Source organism: Phormidesmis sp. 146-12, assembly GCF_052939495.1.
Map to the genome: position 1 here is coordinate 1 of NZ_JBJPHS010000069.1, position 17,475 is coordinate 17,475.

A 17,475-nucleotide genomic window follows, 5' to 3' on the forward strand; every position below is an offset into this window, starting at 1 on the left:
TTCCGGTTTCATTCATAAGTTGTCCGTTCTGGACAGGTTATGGGTAAAGTCACAACAAAAGTAGCATGTAGTTGTGTAAGATATTTATCTAATATCTATGTCTGACTAAAATCTGACTAACTTACGATAAGCCCCCAAACCTGACCTTTTATGGCTCGCCGAGCGAATAAAAATGCCTAAAATGCGCGGTTTTATCTGTTGAGGAAGCGCGGCAGCTACACGGCGTGGAAGGAGATGGTTGCTGGGATGACCTGAAGTGCCACAAGCGGCGATCGCACTATCGACATCGCAGTGAGCGAAACTTCAAGCGCGTTATTTCTCGCCAACTTCAGCAGGAGGCAGATATACCAGAGACCCTTAAACTCACGCCGGAATCATCAGCGTCAGAGTATTTTCCGCTCCTGATTCTTTACGTTGATCATCCGCCTCGCTGTAAAGAAGGTGCCTTACTTCACGCAATGGGTGCGGAACTGTGGCTGGGTACGGAGCAACAAGCCAAAATCGAGCCTGTTCACTGCCTCGCCTTGTCCCAGGAGCAAGTTGGCAGATTGACTCAGCAGATCCTACAGAAATTTTCTGAATATTGTAATAGTGGCGAAAAATTTACCGTTTTCTCAGAGATTATCTATCGCGATATGCAGCACTGCCCTATTCGTCCCTGCCCGCTTCATGCTTAGTTGTTCTGCTTACCTTGTGGTCTGTCGCCGTGAGAAGCCAGTTCAGTTGCTGAGGGATCCGATTGGTTCAAAAGTGATTGCTGTGCTTATGTAAAAGTTCAACGGTTTAGCTTCCTAATCTTGGAAGAAGTTAGATGGCGCGGTAACGCACCCTGCCGCCACCAGTTGCTTGAACTGATTGAGGAGATCAGCCTGACGCAACAGACGAGGGACATATTTGGGACGTCGCTCGAAGTCGGATCCCCAGTCCTTAATCGTGGACGGGCTAAGTCCTGTTACTTCTGCAAGAGCGTTGATGCATGTTTTCCGATACCCTTTCCCCTCGATCGCGGGAACCCATCGTCGGCAGTACTCAATCGGCTCTAAGGGCATCCTTTGAAGACCATCAATGGGATGCTCGTTTGGTTTAGAGCGAATTTTAGTAACTTCATTAGGTTTAGGCAAGGTAAAATGGGCTGTTGATCCCTCGACAGCAAACTTAGGGTTCAGCTTACCCAAATTACCAAGCGCAAGCTTTTAGTCACAGATCACGACTAAATTATTCGGAAAAAAGATCCTCATCCAGAATAATCTGTTTCACCTGGTTTAGCTTGTTAGCCATCTTTAGCATGTGCAAAACGTATTTAGGACGCTTCTCGAATGAAGCCCCCCAGTTATTGATCGTTCTCTCACTCAATCCTGTCGCTTGGGCTAGGGCAGCGATACAAGCTTTCCTATATCCCCATTGATCGGGGGACACTTGAACCCATCGTCTACAGTACTCCATCGGCTCCAAACAATCACTCCTCAGTACATTGATCCAATATTCAGCATGATGGAACTGCTGTCTATTCGCCTGCCAATGGGACTGGAGAAGCAATAGTCATGATTCGTGACTAAAACGGTGATAAGGGCAAGAGATCAGGCAAGTGCTCGTAACCCACGATCAGAATCCTCTAAATTCTGTTGTTTTGCTGGTTTAATTCATTTATCCTGCTTAAAGGTTGGTAGCTACGTACTATCTGTGGGACGACTCATCCTCTAGAAAATAATGCGCCCTATTTGTTCTCTTTAAAATTTCATGCTTTCTCTTTACTCTCAACTCACCGCTTATCAACAGATGCGCCGGGAACATCGCACTCAAATGAGCGATCGCCTCTCTCAGCTTTACCAGGAGATTCAGGATCAACTTGAGGTATTGCAACAGCAGGAGGAACTTGCAATAAAAGCCGAAGAGGAAGCCCTCAGACAATTTCGCGCATTTATTGGGGCAGATGCTCGATGTTTACTGTCCGCGCCTGAATTGGCGGCTTATGCCAAAAGCATCTCGGTCGAAAGCTTCTGCAAACAGCCTAATTCCCCTTATTCAATTCACTTTGATCTAGATCCTGGTAGGTGGCTGCTGCGAAGTCTTCCCGCTCCTATCCAAATTTTGGAATATACCCTTGGTTGGGAGGATGTTGACGATGAGAACAAGGAGTTTCCCAAAACTTACTGGTTGTACTGGCTATCAGTGAAAATCGGCTGCTACCAGCAGAGGTTTTACATCCCTACCGCCGATGAGATTCCAGATATTCCTGCGTCTTATCGATCTCTACCGTTGATTGCTCAATATTATGATTGCTGTCGCAAGCTCAAGTTGGATGCAAAGGCGTTGCAGATTGATGAATCCCAAGTTGGGCGTGTAACTCAGGAATTGAGTTGCCTGATTGTAGCAGTAGGGAGTCTATTCGCCCGAGATCGCCAGACTGAGCATTTTTGTTACCCTCGTCCGCAGTAGGGGTGGTGATGCTCAACCAAACTGCCTGTTCTTTTGAGGAATTTGTCCAGAAGCATCCTCAGCTTTATCATAAGCTCTGCTACTGGGCGAGTTGGCGAGATTTGGATGACCCGGCAGCCCAAGTACAAAAATACCTCACTGAACTGGTATTGGAGGCAAAGTCCGACCGAGACAACAGTGTTCTAGTGAAGAAGTGGGCACAGGTTCTGTCTCTCCAGGAACGGAATGGACTGGCACAGCTTAGCCCAATTAAGATCAAGGATTACCCGAATGCCGCCCAGTGGTACAAACTACAGCAGGGTGAGTACAGTGTCCTGAATGAGCCTGTGCTTGGTGAGATTTGTTATTCAGGTAAACAGGCAGCAGTCCTCACTCGCAATCGCTACGACTGCTTAATTCTCAATACCGATCGCCTACTGATTGTCGATGTTGATATCGGTGTGCCGAGGGGGAGAGATACAAGAGATTGTCCTAGTAGTTGTCAGATGGCGATCAGCCAGCAACAGGCGATCGCAGCTTTGGAAGCACTGGTTGAACAGTTTCCCCAACTCGGCTTCAGAGTTTATCGAACGCGCAATGGATTGCGGTATTTTTGCACAACTCACGAATTCCACCCACTGGAACCTAAGTCGCAGCGATTGATGAAAAGCCTATATGCAGATCCGCTTTATGCACGGCTTTGTAAATTTCAAGCAACTTTTCGGGCAAGATTGACTCCAAAACCTTGGCGAATAGAGCAACCTAAATATGAAGAACAGTCAATTTACGATCGCATCACGGGAATGGTGTTGCCATCCTCTAATCCTTATGCAGTTTGTCACCTGATTGAAATTGTGGGTGAGCGATCAATCCTGCCAGAATTTGGACCGATCGTTGAGTCACACGATGCTTACTGCCGAGTGAGTCGATTGGGTCTGGAGTTAGCGTGAATTCTACCGTGGGGGATAGCAGCGGATGCAAAACTTAGATGATTCCCTATCAATGTACTATGCACTGCGGCAGCAGAAGACAGTAGAAATTTCAGCCCGAATTGAACAAATTCAATTGCAACTTGCTGCTGAGCTTCAGGGTTTGCAGGAACTGGAGCAGCAGCTTTTATCCGCTCAGGAAAATGTTCTAGAGCAAATTCGTCCGATTTTGGTGACAGATGCGCGATCGCTCTTATCTATGCCACAGTTTCAAGAGTTTGTGCGCGATCTGTTGAAAGAGGTTAAAGCAAAACCGAAGCAGGCTTCTTTTGTTCTAGAAGTCGCGCCAAAAACAACGAAATGGATATTACACACGCTGGAGCAGCCATTGCTGGTAAATCAGATTGAAGTGTTTGAGCGAACGAATTCTTATGATACTGGAAAACAATCTTTAACAAGGTACTGCATTCATATGTCGATTCAGTTGGGTGAATGGCAACAGGCGTTCGACATCCCAACTGCAACCGCTCAGAACAATGATCCCGATATGTATCATGCTTGCTCCGCATTTACTGTATGGTACGAATGTGACACTCGTATGAAAACAGCACTGAAACAGTTACCTATTTCAAGTGTAAAACAACAAAGATTGGCAAAGGAACTCACTTGTGTGATGGCATATGTTTGTGACTTGTTCAATCTTTATTCGATCGCAGAACGAGTCGGCTTTCTACCCCAACTTCAGGAGAATGTAATAAATTAGCTGGGGATCTGCAGAGATCGTTTCATGTCTTCTATTAAGGATGAACGATGAAGTAAAGCAGATCCTTCGCTAGACAAACTCCACGAACAACTGGATGATGTGGGTGTCATTTGCCTGTTCATCGGAAATCTAAGCAAGCTTATTCCTCGCTGTCTTCACCGATCGCCCGCAAATAAGCCTCGCCGCCGCCTGCTTAAACACCCCTTTGGTGTAGCGTTGGAAGACGCGATCGCTCTTAATCCCCATCAGTTCCTTGCCGAATAACGGATCAACCCCTCGCCTAGTCAATTCTGTGCCAAAGGTGTGGCGAAACCGGTGCGGGTACAGGTCATCCACCCCAGAAATTTTCCCCAGTTTCTTCACCATCTTGTGCAACCCCTTGTACCCCAACCGCTTACCGCCATGCTTCGGGTCTTGCGCCAGAAACATCGGACTTTCAAGGACTGGCTCAAACACGCCACCCATTCCCCGTCGCCACTCCAGATAAGCTTCTAGATACTGCCGCGCCTCCTGGCTTAACGGCACTTCACTCACACTCTGTCCCTTTGAGCGATGCACCGTCAGAATCTTGCCATTCCAGTGTTCCACATTTAACGCTGAAGCTTCCGATGCCCGCAGTCCATGACTCAGCAACGCCACAATCGCACGATCGCGAACCCGCGTCCGGTCGTCTAATTCCAACGCCTCCCGCAGCAAACTCAGACTTCACCCTCAATATGGTCTGCCTGGGGTTCTTCCTGCCGCTCCAGGTCGATCGCATCCGTTGGCAATGGTTGATTCATCGGATAGCCATTACTCCGGCGCAGCCAACTATAGAACGATCGCAGTGTATTGAGGGCATGATTGGTTGAAGTCGGCTTTAATCCCTTGCGTTTCAACTCCCGCCGATACTTGCTAATATCACTCGGACTCACATCCAGCCAGGATTTATCACACCAGTCGGCAAAGCGCACCAACTGCCCTCAATAAACCCGTTGAGTATTCTCCGACTTCCCCGTTTGCCGCAGAAACTCCTCAATCTGCCAGTGGCCCAGATCGGGCGGCTCTGCCCGTCGAGACCCCTCCTGCTTGCCACCCTCAAGCGGCACAATCACGATCGGTAACACAGGTTCAGGGGAGGACTTAGTCATAGGAAAATTAGACGTTAGAGAAAATGGAGTTCGTGCTCATTCACCATCAGCAATATTGTACGGACTATCAGCAGGCTGTCAGTAGATGGAACTCGATTGAATCAGGAACCACTTGAAATTCCAATGTTCCTGGCATTCTAGACTTTGGAAGCGCATACTGACACGTCACAATCATCAGACTGTCATTATCTTGAATCCGCACAAGCTCCAGTGGTACGACTGAGTACAACTCCTCGCCATCGGCTAAGCTGCTACTGAAAAAATCTTCTATGACAACTTCGATGCCAAAATGCTCCTGTAAAACCTGGCATAGTTCCCGCTGATTCTTGAGAATACGCCCATTATAAGGAGCGAATAGATCATCACTGGACACGCAGACCAGGGAATGATTTTGCTGAGTCTGTTCAATCAGCAGCTTTGCCTCTGCTGCATCCAGGATTTTGTGAACCAACCGTCCAACAGGCAGGTTCTCCAAGGACAGCTTCCAGAAAGAGAGGAATAGTTTATCGGCTGTAGTCATTGAGTCAAGGCAGTCGTGCAATCTTCCAGGGCAGGGATCAGCAGCTTGGTACGGGATGTCTGCTGAGGATACTGGTCGAAGAGAGTAGAGAACATCATTCTATCTCAAGAGGTTAGGGTCTCAATCCAACAGTCGATCGTCAACGACTGTCCGTTCATACGTTGTATTCAAGTCAATCGGAACACAGATTCCGCTGCCTTTAAGCCAGAGTGGAAGGATTGGGAGTACTCCGCCAATTGAGAGCGGTTCTTGCCAGAGCGCAAGGTCGGGCAGCGCGGACTCTTCATTGCTGCTGACTTGATAGGCCACCGCATACAGCGGATCGAGGAAGTTGCCTCGACTGATTTGCATTCTCTGCATCAGTTCATTGTGTAGGTGTGCATTCAGTGTTGTGACGACATCGACCATGATGAGTCCAACTCCCTGATTCAAGTAATTTTCACACTTGGTGGTAAATGCGCGCCGATGACTTTCCCTGTCCTTGTTAGCGGGGCTAACGAGTTCGATTGCTCCTGCCAGAATTGGGCCTTCACGATCGCTGAACACGCTGATCTCAACGACATCGGTGGTTGGCTCAAATGGAAGCGTGATCGTGGGAGATTGGGGTTGCCATCCTGATTCAGGGTAGACATCTCGTGTGCTCTGTTCTTTCTGGACAGCAACTTCGATTTCAATGCCGAACTGCACGTTTGCTTCCGCGAAATATCCAGTCGGCAAAATCCGGTTGAGTTCTGACTTGATCATCACTGCCCAACTATTATGAAAGCTGTGCCAATGTCGCCTGGTGCTGAGAGGGGGGCGGAAGTGGTCAAGTAAGGGCATTTCTACCTCCGAATCGAGCGGTTGCTGTAGATTAGGTTGTCTTGCAATCTTGAATGACTCTAAACTCTCCTGGCTCTGTTTTTAGCGGATTGAACAGTTCGGTTTGTAATGGATTCATGATCACCTCGCTTCAATCCTTAACGTGCATGAGTACCGTGCTAACCCCTTGCAATCACCCTTCGTCATCTTGATGCAGCCTATGCATGATACTATCGTACCTCCCTGAGTTCGGGAGCATGCCACCTTATTGAGAGAAAATCAACTCATTGTTTTTCGATTGTTGAACGTGCTAGTTCTGAATGTTCTTGGAACAACACATTATTTTTCTCCGAAGAAGGTGACACGCTCCTCCTGAGTTCTGCTCCTTGGGACTATTTCAGCCTTCAATTGAGCCTCACTGGGCTTCCAGATGATTCTTACTTGGCTCAGTAGTTGCTGCAAAATTGCATGGTCTTGGGTCTTGACAGTTTTTGGTGAAAGCAGGAGCGATCGCTCATCTATTTGACTGAGTGCTGAATTTGAAGCCGTTTAAGGACATGAATCAACTTCAAACGATAGCGGGTCACCAGAAGTTACACTGAAACCCGAAGTTTGCGAACATTAGCAGTTGACGATATTTAACTCTGCTTATCTCTATCAGACGATTTTAAGACCGTTTTCGCTATTTCTTGGGGACAGTATGTTGAAATGATCATTGTCCCGGTTGACTGTATTGTGCTGGGACGGAAACTTGCTGAAGGATTAATTCCTCACTGGGCTGATGTCGCTGCAAATCCAGATGATGAGGACTTTACTGCTGGGAAGAGATTTACAGACACGCACAAAGTTGTTTTCACCAGAACGCTGAACCAGTCAGAGTGGAACAATACGGTATTAGCCAAGGGTGACCCTGTGGACGAAATCACTCAACTTAAAAACCAGGAGGGAAACGATATTATTGCTTATGGCGGAGCGACTTTTGTATCGACTCTTATCCACCACAGACTGATTGATGAGTTTCATTTGTTTATCAATCCAGTTGCAATTGGTAAGCTAATCGGCATTTAAGTTGCAATACTACTGCTGCCCTTATTCTTGATCTTGCGCTGCCACTGAATGTGAAGCTCACCCTGATTGAGCAGCCTATCAATCAAGCTTCTTAATTCTTCCACTGAGGTGAACAAGCGATGAGCGATATACTCCTTGCAACTGTACCAAACTAATTCAATCAAGTTGTAGTCAGGACTGTATGCAGGCAAAAACTCCAGGACAATGTTCGGGAACTCTTCGCTAATCTTGGTGCGAATATCTAAGCGTTTGTGGTAGCTTGCGTTATCTAGAACAATCACAATCTTCGGTTCATGCGGCTCCAGGTATTTAACTTTACTTGCTTGTTCCACCCATTCTTTTTGAACAAACTCATGTAATTTCTTCACCTGCTCATAAAATACATCTGCATTGCCCTTTTCGATGAAGAAACACACGCGCTTGCGGTCTACCTCTCGCATTGCTCCCATCACATTGACTCGCCCATGTCCACGCCTTCCGCTCATCTTCTTGCGTTGTCCTCTCTTACCCCAAGTTTTGCGGCGAATCACCCTTAAGCTAAAGCCGCTCTCGTCCCAATACCATACCTGTACTCGCTCTGGCTTCTCCTTTGCAAGTGCTAAATACTGCGCTAACTTCTCCTTAAACTGCGCTCTCTTCTCTGGATTCTGCTTATCTTCTAGGCTATATTTTGCCCAGATATAATTAAACTTTTTTCGCTTCAATATCCTCCGCACTTGTGAGCCACTTAATGTAATGCCCGTTTCTTGTGCCAGGTAAGTTGCCAAGCGTTCTGCTGTCCATCGACCAAATTCATATCCTAGTTCTGTTGGCTCAATATCAACCGTTTCTAGCAGCCGTTGTACATATTCAGGAGTCGCTTTACGATAGTGTTCTTGTTCTCGTTTGTTGTGTAAACTTTCTAGTTTGTCTGGGTCGCCGTGCTTGCACCAATGGGCAACGGTACGGGGAGAGCAGCCAAGAAACCGGGCAATCTGATGCTGAGATTTGCCATCGTTTTGTAGCAGCAGAATCAAAATCCGTTCTCGGATATGCGGCAGTTGACTCTCCTTAAGCGCTTGTTGGAGTTTGCCCACCTGCTGGCATGTGAGAAAATTCCGAATCGATGCTGGCATAAGAGGTGAAGTTATTTCTATTTCCTCATTGTGCAGCATAGATGCTCATTAGCTTAACAGAGTGCCAATTTTCAGAGAACTTGACAGTAAACAAGATTTGGCGTTGGTAAAATCAACATCGTTTGAATGCGGTGTTGTTGTTTTGAATTACAAGTCGAAACAGAACTAAGACAGGCGAAACACAAACAGCTTTCACATTGCTTGCTCAATTTAAACTGTTGTAAACCCTTAGCGGGACTGAACGTTAGGTTGAACTTCGCGTATCCGACGTTCCAAGAAGCGACGCTCACTGTCATTTGTCACCAATTCAAGTGCCCGTGTATAGCTCTGGGACGCTTCTTCTAATGCTCCAATGCGCCGAAATAAATCTGCACGGGTGGCGTGAAACAGATGATAGCTGTCTAATTCTGGGACGAGGCTATCGATGAGTCCAAATGCCGCTTGGGGACTGTCTGCCATTGCGATCGCCACGGCCCGATTTAAGGTCACAACGGGTGAAGGCTGCAAGCGTTCCAACACCTCATAGAGCCGCACAATTTGTACCCAATCCGTGTCTTCTGCCCGCGCTGCCTGACAATGGAGAGCAGCGATCGCCGCTTGCAGGGCATACACTCCCGTTCCACCCCGCAACGCTTCTTCGACCAGGGGCAGAGCCTCAGCAATTTGTGGATAGTTCCAGCGGTTCCGATCCTGGTCTTCCAGCAAAATTAAATCACCTGACTCATCCAGACGGGCATCACGACGCGAATCGTGCAGTAGCATTAACGCCACCAGTGCGGTGACTTCTGAGGGGGGCTGAGGAGACATGAGTTGCCGCACCAACTGTCCTAATCGAATCGCATCAGTGCAGAGATCAGCCCGCACGATCGCATCTCCTTTGGTCGCGGCATAGCCTTCGTTAAAGATGAGATAGATTACCGTTAGTACTGCCTCTATCCGAGGAGTTAGATCCGTTATCTCTGGCACTTTATAGGGAATGCCTGCATCCCGAATTTTGCGTTTAGCCCGCACCAACCGTTGCGCCATTGTTGCAGTCGGTACGAGAAAGGCGCGGGCAATTTCGTCGGTTTCCAGCCCTCCCAGCATTCGCAGAGTCAATGCCACTTGAGTATCGATCGCCAGGGCCGGGTGACAGCAGGTAAAGATTAATCGCAGGCGATCGTCTGCAATTTCATCGCTGTCGTAGGTGGGTTCTTCGCTGGATGGAATTAACCCCGATGCGGCGTACCACTCCAGTTTTTCGGTCAGTCGGGTTCGTCGTCGCAGGCGATCGATCGCCTTGTATCGGGCAGTGCGGATAATCCAGGCACGGGGAAGCTCGGGAATACCGCTGGTTTCCCACTGGTTCACCGCTGCTGCAAATGCTTCTTGTGCAGCTTCTTCAGCCAAATCAAAATCTCCCACCAGACGAATCAGGATGGCAACAATTTGCCCCCATTCTGTTCTATAGGTAGAGGTGATCGCCCGTTCCACATCTGATTTTGGGGTTGAAGCCATACCTGTCATAAAACGACATAAAGAATGTTGGGTAAGGTGTCGATCTGAGCGATCGCCGTTCGACTGACTGACAAAAGGAATACAATGGCGGCAAAGAACAATTGTACTAAAAATGGATTTCTGAGCGGTGTCGATTTGAGCCGTTGCCGTTCGACTGACTGACAAAGGAGTCAAAGCTCGATCGTACTCAATCAAAATTTTTTCCGTGCAGTGTCGATCTGAGCGATCGCCATTCGACTGAATCACAAAGGAGGCAACCCAGTGAAATATTTGCTGCTGATCTATATGGACGAAAACGCCATGAGTGACACTGAGCGAGAGCATTGCTATAGGGAATCCACCCAACTCGCCCAGGATCTCCATACGAAGGGGCAATTTGTGGCAACGGCTCCCCTTCATCCTGTAGCAACGGCAACCAGTGTCCAGGTCCGTGACGGCAAATCCCTGGTGACGGATGGTCCCTTTGCCGAAACCCGTGAGCAATTAGGCGGATTCTTCCTCGTGAATGCTCAGGATCTGGATGAGGCGATCGCGATCGCCACCCGCATTCCAGGTGCAAAAGTCGGCACCGTCGAAATTCGCCCTGTTCTCGAAATTGCCGGATTACCATCACATTGAATTTGAGGAGAACCTTCATGCAAATCAATCCCAAAATCACTCCCTGTTTATGGTTTGATAATCAAGCCGAAGCCGCCGCTCAGTTTTATACGTCGATTTTTCGCAATTCTAAGATCGTCCACATCAGTCGATATGGAGAAGCTGGACAGGACGTTCACGGAAAACCAGCCGGAACCGTCATGACTGTGAGCTTTGAACTCAATGGTCAACCATTCACAGCGCTGAACGGCGGTCCGACCTTCAAATTTAACGAGGCGATTTCCTTCCAGGTCTTCTGCGATACCCAGGAGGAAGTAGACGATTACTGGCAAAAACTGTCTGCGGGTGGGGATGAAACCGCACAGCAATGCGGCTGGCTCAAGGACAAATATGGGGTCTCGTGGCAAATTATTCCTCGCATTCTGATTGAGTTGCTCAATCACCCCGATGCGGCAACCGCTCAAAAAGTGACAACTGCCATGCTGCAAATGAAGAAGATCGAAATTGATGAACTCAAGCGTGTCGCTGCAAGTTAATGATCAGCGCACCAAACCTCTAGCAATTCAACTCAAAACTACTCAACAGGAGATTTCAATATGAAAGTTATGGTCTTTGTTAAAGCAACCCAGGACTCTGAAACTGGGGTTATGCCCAGCGAACAGCTTTTGACCGAAATGGGGCAATACAACGAAGAATTAGCCAAGGCGGGTATTTTGCTCGCTGCTGATGGGTTTCATCCTAGCTCAAAAGGGGTGCGAGTTCACTTTTCAGGAAGCGATCGCACCGTCATCAATGGACCCTTCACGCCAGCGCAAGAGCTAGTGGCAGGCTACTGGCTGTGGCAGGTGAATTCAATGGAAGAAGCAATTGACTGGGTGAAGCGCTGCCCCAACCCAATGCCAGGAGAATCCGAGATTGAAATCCGTCCCGTATTCGAGACAGAAGATTTTGGTGAAGCCCTGACACCCGAATTAAGGGAGCAGGAAGACCGCATTCGTACCCAGGTTGAAACGCGACCGCAAGCGTAACTTGACCAACTGCCGCGCCAATGATGTCTATACCTAAACGATTATTCCATCAAGGCGCAAAATCAACGATGAAAGGAGCAATCAATGCAACTCAATTCTTACCTGATGTTTAACGGCAACTGTAAAGCCGCATTCAAGTTTTACGAGCAGTGTTTGGGTGGCAAAATCACCATGATGATGACGCACAAAGAAGCACCCTCGAAAGAAAATGTTCCATCTGAATGGCAGGATAAAATCATGCACGCCTGTCTGGATTTGGGCAATCGCTTGTTGATGGGATCTGATTGCCCACCAGGATATTTTGAACCTCCTCAAGGCTTCTACGTGCAAGTGAGTGTAACCAACCCAGATGAGGCAGAACGGATTTTTCACGCTCTGGCAGAAAACGGCAAGGTAAAGATGGCGATCGCGCAAACCTTCTGGTCTGCTCGCTTTGGCATGTTAATTGATCAGTTTGGGACACCCTGGATGATCAATTGTGATCAGGTCGTTTGAGTCTTTTACCGCTTTCTCAACTACTTTCAGCTTTTCACAGATAAATTTCAAAGCACTACACAGGAGAAATCATGAGTCCTCAAATCTTCGTCAATCTACCTGTCAAAGATCTCCAACAAGCGATCGCATTTTTTACAAAACTCGGCTTTCAGTTCAATCTCCAATTCACGGATGAAACTGCCACCTGCATGATTGTTTCTGAGAACATCTTCGTGATGCTCTTGACCCATGGGAAATTCAAAACATTCACGCCGAACCCAATTTGTGATGCCAAAAAAAGTACCGAAGTGTTGACGTGCCTCTCAATAGAAAGCCGAGCAAAAGTGGATGAGATGGTTCGTCAAGCCGTTGCTGCTGGTGGCACAACTTACAATGAGCCTCAAGACCACGGCTTTATGTACGCCCATGGATTTCAGGATTTAGATGGTCACATTTGGGAACTGATGTACATGGAACCCGAAGCAATCCATCCAGTTGAGGCTGAAAGGGAAGGAGCAGGAGTGTGAACCGCAACAGAACAACCCGTGGAACACAAATTTGCGAACTCCTCGAAACATAAGCACACCCGTTCGTACAAGAAGATGAAAGGTATTTGCACATCACCGAGGTTGATTCATGAAACTCTATGAATTCGCTCCTACGCGATCAATTCGAGTCCGCTGGGTTCTCCAGGAACTTGGGGTAGAATTTGAAGCAATCTCCATCAACATGAGGACAGGTGAACACCATACACCCGATTTCATTGCCATTAATCCCACAGGCAAGCTCCCTGTGCTCATCGATGGCGAACACGTCATCACTGAATCTGTAGCCATTACTTTGTACCTCGGTGAGAAGTACCCAGAATCTAACTTGGTTCCTACAGACTTGCTTCTGCGAGCACAGCTTTATCGTTGGCTCCTCTTTACTGCCACCGAATTGGAACAGCCGCTATGGCGTATCGCTCGCCACACGTTTATATACCCAGAAGAGTTGAGATTGCCTGCTGAAATACCTCTCGCTCGGCAAGACTTCACCAATATGGCGGTCGTTTTGGAGAATCATCTATTGGATCGGCAATTTGTAGTGGGTGAACAGGTCACAGTGGGTGATTTTGTGCTTGCTTACACACTGGATTGGGCAAACGAAGTTCAGCTACTCGCCACTTTCCCCACGCTGGTGGAGTATATGGAACGAATGTACAAACGACCAAAGGCAGCTCAGCGAATCGCAACGGCACTTGCGAGTCTCAGTCAAATCTCACAATGATTCATAAAAGGAGATAAACCAATGGAAACGATTCAAACTGAACAAACCTCACCCATGCCTGTTCAACCTCAAAAAGAACATCAGTGGCTCCAGAAACTCGTCGGTGAGTGGACCTATGAAACCGAAGCGATGATGGAACCCGATCAACCCAGTGAAAAATCAACAGGAACAGAAACGGTGCGATCGCTGGGTGGACTCTGGATATTGGCAGAAGGACAGGGCGAGATGTTTTGCGCTGGTCATGCAGCAACACTGATGACCCTGGGCTATGACCCACAGAAGCAGCGTTATGTAGGCACCTGGATCGGATCGATGATGACGTATCTCTGGCAATACGACGGTGAATTAGATGCAGGGGAAACTGTACTAACGCTCAACTCTGATGGACCTGCGATGACGGGTGAGGACAAACTCGGAAAGTATAAAGACGTGATCGAGTTCAAAAGCGACAATCATCGAGTCTTGACCTCCCACCTGCTGAAAGATGATGGGCAGTGGCAGCACTTCATGACCGCCCATTATTGGCGCAAGTAGTCATTTCGGATCTTATGCTGAATCGTTCTGTCTATCCGCCCATTTTGGAATTTTAGGTGGAAAATTTCCATCCACTAATAGTTGTGCCGCTTACTTTTAGGTTGCGGCGGTAGTTTAAAGGTTACGTGCTAAAGTTTTAGAATTACGTTGCTTGGACGTGACTGGAGCAGTAGTGCACTAAGAGAAGCGGTAAGGAGAGCATCTGTAAGTTTGCTTTGTCCTGTTGTTATTGAACTCTACGTTGATCTATGACATCTGAGCTACTAGCAATCCACGAGATGATTGAACGAGGCAAAATCATTGATGTCATTGTAGGCATCGCCAATGCAATGGATGATAAAAACTGGCAGAAGCTCAAAAAGTATTTGGCAGACGAAATCAACATTGATTATTCAGAATTTCGGGGGGAACCGCCACAAAGAATCACGGCAGAAGCATATGTGCAACAGCGGGTAGAGGGTCTAACGGGTTTAAAGACTCTGCATATTAGTACCAATCACGAGGTACTAGTTCGTAAGGAGTATGCTCAGTGTCGGTCAGCGTATCGCATTTATCGGTTCGACCCCACTCGTAAACATGAGCAAGAGCGACTTGACACAGCAGGAAATTATGATCATCAGTTAATTCAAGTCGAGGGGGAGTGGCGAGTCACCGCAATCAAGCAAACTGTAGTGATAATGACAGGCAATCGTCAAGTACATGGAGGGCTACGCAACCCATGATGTGTTAAAAATCGTCTGTTATCAGCAGCACAACAATCCCATTGCACACTGACCGTACAGAGTCTTTCGTTGAGTCCGAAGGGGTTTGGCAGCGGGTGAATGGGGCGTTATACCGATCGCTCATTGGCTTGGCGAGTTGACTCCCCTTGTGTCGTCTTCCGTGCCAAGTTCAAAAATGCGCTGATGACTGGCGAGGAATCATGCTGCCGCCAGGTTAGATAAAGTCCAGTATCAGAAATCTGCTCCTGTAGAGGTCTGTAAATGACTTCACTTCTGTGGAAGTTTTGCATAGAGGCGGGAACGATCGCAATACCCAGTCCTGCTGCAACTAAGCCAACGATCGTCTGCATCTGAACTGCCTCTTGAGCCACTTTCGGGCGAAATCCAGCTTGTTGACACATAGTCATCATCTGCTCGTAAAAGACGGGTCCCAGTTTGGCAGGAAAGAGGATAAATAATTCATCTGCCAAAGCAGAGAGAGACACTTGAGTTTGGGCAGACAACGGATGGGTTTCTGGCAATGCCAACACCAATGATTCCGGCAAAAGGCACTCTACACTTAAACCTGGTTCGCTGATGGCAGAACGAACAATGCCGACATCCACCTGTTTGTCATACAGCGCTTGAATTTGCTGAGCAGTCGTCAGTTCATGCAATCGCAGTTCTACAGCGGGAAACTGTTCTCGAAAGCTCCTGAGAACCTCTGGGAGTAGCGTATACATTGCAGAGTCAACAAACCCGATCGCCAACCGTCCCACCTCACCCCGCCCGATCTGTTGAGTCGCTGCGATCGCCTGTTCCAGTTGGGCTAACACCTGGTAGGAACGCTCCAAAAATACTTTGCCTGCTTCCGTCAGATGCACTTGCCGCTTCGTTCGTTCAAATAGCTTGACTCCGAGTTCCTCTTCCAAACTCTGAATCTGCTGACTGAGCGGAGGTTGGGAAATGTGCAACCGCTCTGCTGCTCGACTAAAGTGAAGTTCCTCAGCCACCGCGATGAAGTAGTGCAGATGCCGTAATTCCATAACACTTATATCTCTAACCTATTAATCCCAGTCATATATATATTGGACAGTCACAAAACTGTCTCCTACCGTGAGAAATATAAGACCTATCTCATCGTTTCCACATTGGAGAAAAGAAATGAACTCAAACAAAAATCGTGTTGTTCCCAAAGTCTGGTTGATTACAGGATGCTCAACCGGATTCGGACGTGCCCTGGCTGAAGCGGTGTTGCAGAAAGGCGACTCCCTGCTGGCGACTGCTCGTAAACCGGAGCAACTTCGTGCTTTGATTGACCACTATCCGGAGACCGCAAAGGCTGTACGTCTGGATGTGACATCGCCTCAGGAGATCCAAGCAGCCGTTGATACCGCGATCGCCACCTTTGGTCGAATTGATGTCTTGGCCAACAATGCAGGTCATGGACTGATTGCTGCCCTCGAAGAAGTGAGTGATGTTGAGATGCACCAATTCTTTGAAACTAATTTCTTTGGGGCACTTCGTCTGATGCGATCGGTCTTGCCTGTGATGCGGCAGCAAGGCAGTGGTCACATTGTGAATCTGTCATCCACAGCAGGACTCGTGGGATTCGGAGGAAGCAGTCTCTACTGTGGCGCTAAATTTGCTTTGGAAGGTACGTCTGAAGCCTTAGCTAAGGAGATTGAGTCCTTTGGAGTAAAAGTGACTTTAATTGAACCTGGGGCATTTCGCACAGACTTCAACGGGCGCTCTCTGGCAACCGCCGAACAGCCCATTGATGCCTATGCGACTGTGAGCGGGGCGACTTTGCAGTGGTTCAAACAGATGGATGGTCAGCAACCTGGTAATCCAGCGCAAGCGGCGCAAGCCATCATTCAAGCTGTAGAAAGCCCCAATCCACCGATGCGACTGGCATTAGGCACCGATGCCATGAGCCTGATTCAGGAAAAACTGGAATCGGTCAAAACGGCTTTGGATGTCTGGCAGCAGGTGACTCTCAGTACGGATTATCCCAAACACGTCAACGATGCCAAATAGAGGATTATCCATGATGATTCACACCAAGACATTTCTGCGTGTTGCCCTGGTCGTTGTGTTCATTGTTGTCATGAGCACCACTGTCGGACTCTCACAAACCTCTAGCAAAGGGGGCAAAGCGACCGGCAGCGTCATCCATCAATTGCGTATCTACGAGATCTTCGACAGCAATAAAACGGCGTTCCACGAACGGTTCCACGATCATGCGATGCGGATCATGGCGCGATACGGCTTCAAAATTGTGGCGACCTGGGAATCTCGGCACGATAACCGCACGGAGTTGGTCTACCTACTTGAGTGGACAGACACAGAAACGATGAAGGAGCGGTGGGCGGCGTTCATGGCTGATCAAGAGTGGGTGGAGATCAAGAAGATGACGGCTGAGGCGCATGGCACCCTCGTTGGCGACATTGAGGATCGGACATTAGAATTGACAGATTACTCGCCGGGCGGACGACTGGCAAATTAAAGTTCAGAATTTAAGTCAGGAGAATGTTCAGCAACAACTCAACGGCTCCGCACAAAGCTGAAGTCGATCAATGTACGGAGAGTCGATCGCAAAAAACGGCATAATCCCCTTAGAGCGGACAGTTG

Annotated in this window: 23 protein-coding genes; 15 read left to right on the forward strand and 8 right to left on the reverse strand. The window is 48.1% G+C overall.

Annotated features, from left to right (window positions below):
- Positions 1–224 precede the first annotated feature (224 nt).
- The 4 genes from ACKFKF_RS23850 to ACKFKF_RS23865 all read left to right on the forward strand — a co-directional run bounded on the left by ACKFKF_RS23850 (position 225) and on the right by ACKFKF_RS23865 (position 4,107).
- A complete protein-coding gene (locus ACKFKF_RS23850; protein WP_446869965.1) occupies positions 225–677 on the forward strand; it encodes a hypothetical protein in 453 nt (150 codons plus the stop codon).
- A 1,060-nt stretch (positions 678–1,737) separates the two neighbouring features.
- A complete protein-coding gene (locus tag ACKFKF_RS23855; RefSeq protein ID WP_446869966.1) occupies positions 1,738–2,436 on the forward strand; it encodes a hypothetical protein in 699 nt (232 codons plus the stop codon).
- Between the two features lie 8 nt (positions 2,437–2,444).
- Positions 2,445–3,365: a hypothetical protein gene (locus tag ACKFKF_RS23860; RefSeq protein WP_446869967.1), complete on the forward strand. Its 921-nt coding sequence runs from the start codon at positions 2,445–2,447 to the stop codon at positions 3,363–3,365.
- Positions 3,366–3,390: 25 nt separating this feature from the next.
- Positions 3,391–4,107 carry a hypothetical protein gene (locus ACKFKF_RS23865; RefSeq protein ID WP_446869968.1) on the forward strand — a complete coding sequence of 239 codons (717 nt, stop codon included), beginning with the start codon at positions 3,391–3,393 and terminating at the stop codon, positions 4,105–4,107.
- 129 nt (positions 4,108–4,236) lie between these two features.
- Here ACKFKF_RS23865 and ACKFKF_RS23870 read toward each other — a convergent pair whose 3' ends face one another.
- The 5 genes from ACKFKF_RS23870 to ACKFKF_RS23890 form a co-directional block, all read right to left on the reverse strand.
- Positions 4,237–4,788: a tyrosine-type recombinase/integrase gene (locus ACKFKF_RS23870; RefSeq protein ID WP_446869969.1), complete on the reverse strand. Its 552-nt coding sequence runs from the start codon at positions 4,786–4,788 to the stop codon at positions 4,237–4,239.
- A gap of 17 nt (positions 4,789–4,805) precedes the next feature.
- Positions 4,806–5,060: a site-specific integrase gene (locus ACKFKF_RS23875; RefSeq protein ID WP_446869970.1), complete on the reverse strand. Its 255-nt coding sequence runs from the start codon at positions 5,058–5,060 to the stop codon at positions 4,806–4,808.
- A 9-nt stretch (positions 5,061–5,069) separates the two neighbouring features.
- A complete protein-coding gene (locus ACKFKF_RS23880; protein ID WP_446869971.1) occupies positions 5,070–5,237 on the reverse strand; it encodes a hypothetical protein in 168 nt (55 codons plus the stop codon).
- Positions 5,238–5,304: 67 nt separating this feature from the next.
- Complete coding sequence (locus ACKFKF_RS23885) at positions 5,305–5,757, reverse strand: hypothetical protein (RefSeq protein WP_446869972.1); 453 nt, start codon at positions 5,755–5,757, stop codon at positions 5,305–5,307.
- 120 nt (positions 5,758–5,877) lie between these two features.
- A complete protein-coding gene (locus ACKFKF_RS23890) occupies positions 5,878–6,579 on the reverse strand; it encodes a DUF4058 family protein (RefSeq protein WP_446869973.1) in 702 nt (233 codons plus the stop codon).
- Positions 6,580–7,242: 663 nt separating this feature from the next.
- Here ACKFKF_RS23890 and ACKFKF_RS23895 point away from each other — a divergent pair.
- Positions 7,243–7,626: a dihydrofolate reductase family protein gene (locus tag ACKFKF_RS23895; RefSeq protein WP_446870012.1), complete on the forward strand. Its 384-nt coding sequence runs from the start codon at positions 7,243–7,245 to the stop codon at positions 7,624–7,626.
- Here ACKFKF_RS23895 and ACKFKF_RS23900 read toward each other — a convergent pair.
- Both ACKFKF_RS23900 and ACKFKF_RS23905 read right to left on the reverse strand, forming a co-directional pair.
- Complete coding sequence (locus tag ACKFKF_RS23900) at positions 7,623–8,741, reverse strand: IS630 family transposase (RefSeq protein ID WP_446869974.1); 1,119 nt, start codon at positions 8,739–8,741, stop codon at positions 7,623–7,625. The two genes, ACKFKF_RS23895 and ACKFKF_RS23900, sit on opposite strands and share 4 nt — an antisense overlap.
- A gap of 228 nt (positions 8,742–8,969) precedes the next feature.
- A complete protein-coding gene (locus ACKFKF_RS23905) occupies positions 8,970–10,484 on the reverse strand; it encodes an RNA polymerase sigma factor (protein ID WP_446869975.1) in 1,515 nt (504 codons plus the stop codon).
- A 15-nt stretch (positions 10,485–10,499) separates the two neighbouring features.
- Here ACKFKF_RS23905 and ACKFKF_RS23910 point away from each other — a divergent pair, with 15 nt between their 5' ends.
- From ACKFKF_RS23910 to ACKFKF_RS23945, 8 genes are all read left to right on the forward strand, one after another.
- Positions 10,500–10,856, forward strand: a complete 357-nt coding sequence (locus tag ACKFKF_RS23910) for a YciI family protein (RefSeq protein ID WP_446869976.1) — start codon at positions 10,500–10,502, stop codon at positions 10,854–10,856.
- 17 nt (positions 10,857–10,873) lie between these two features.
- Entirely contained in the window at positions 10,874–11,371 is a 498-nt protein-coding gene (locus ACKFKF_RS23915; RefSeq protein WP_446869977.1) for a VOC family protein, read from the forward strand.
- A gap of 60 nt (positions 11,372–11,431) precedes the next feature.
- A complete protein-coding gene (locus tag ACKFKF_RS23920; RefSeq protein ID WP_446869978.1) occupies positions 11,432–11,863 on the forward strand; it encodes a YciI family protein in 432 nt (143 codons plus the stop codon).
- A gap of 84 nt (positions 11,864–11,947) precedes the next feature.
- A complete protein-coding gene (locus ACKFKF_RS23925; protein WP_446869979.1) occupies positions 11,948–12,358 on the forward strand; it encodes a VOC family protein in 411 nt (136 codons plus the stop codon).
- A gap of 71 nt (positions 12,359–12,429) precedes the next feature.
- Positions 12,430–12,864, forward strand: coding sequence for a VOC family protein (locus ACKFKF_RS23930; protein ID WP_446869980.1), 435 nt, complete (start codon positions 12,430–12,432; stop codon positions 12,862–12,864).
- Positions 12,865–12,973: 109 nt separating this feature from the next.
- Complete coding sequence (locus ACKFKF_RS23935) at positions 12,974–13,606, forward strand: glutathione S-transferase family protein (protein ID WP_446869981.1); 633 nt, start codon at positions 12,974–12,976, stop codon at positions 13,604–13,606.
- 21 nt (positions 13,607–13,627) lie between these two features.
- Positions 13,628–14,140 (forward strand): DUF1579 domain-containing protein, encoded by a 513-nt coding sequence (locus ACKFKF_RS23940; protein WP_446869982.1) that lies wholly within the window; start codon positions 13,628–13,630, stop codon positions 14,138–14,140.
- A gap of 248 nt (positions 14,141–14,388) precedes the next feature.
- Positions 14,389–14,862, forward strand: coding sequence for a nuclear transport factor 2 family protein (locus ACKFKF_RS23945; RefSeq protein ID WP_446869983.1), 474 nt, complete (start codon positions 14,389–14,391; stop codon positions 14,860–14,862).
- 107 nt (positions 14,863–14,969) lie between these two features.
- On the opposite strand, the gene ACKFKF_RS23950 is transcribed toward ACKFKF_RS23945, so the two are convergent.
- A complete protein-coding gene (locus ACKFKF_RS23950) occupies positions 14,970–15,887 on the reverse strand; it encodes a LysR substrate-binding domain-containing protein (RefSeq protein ID WP_446869984.1) in 918 nt (305 codons plus the stop codon).
- A 118-nt stretch (positions 15,888–16,005) separates the two neighbouring features.
- On the opposite strand from ACKFKF_RS23950, the gene ACKFKF_RS23955 reads away from it, so the two are divergent.
- Positions 16,006–16,881: an oxidoreductase gene (locus tag ACKFKF_RS23955; RefSeq protein ID WP_446869985.1), complete on the forward strand. Its 876-nt coding sequence runs from the start codon at positions 16,006–16,008 to the stop codon at positions 16,879–16,881.
- A gap of 10 nt (positions 16,882–16,891) precedes the next feature.
- A complete protein-coding gene (locus ACKFKF_RS23960; protein WP_446869986.1) occupies positions 16,892–17,350 on the forward strand; it encodes an NIPSNAP family protein in 459 nt (152 codons plus the stop codon).
- The last annotated feature ends 125 nt before the right edge of the window (positions 17,351–17,475 follow it).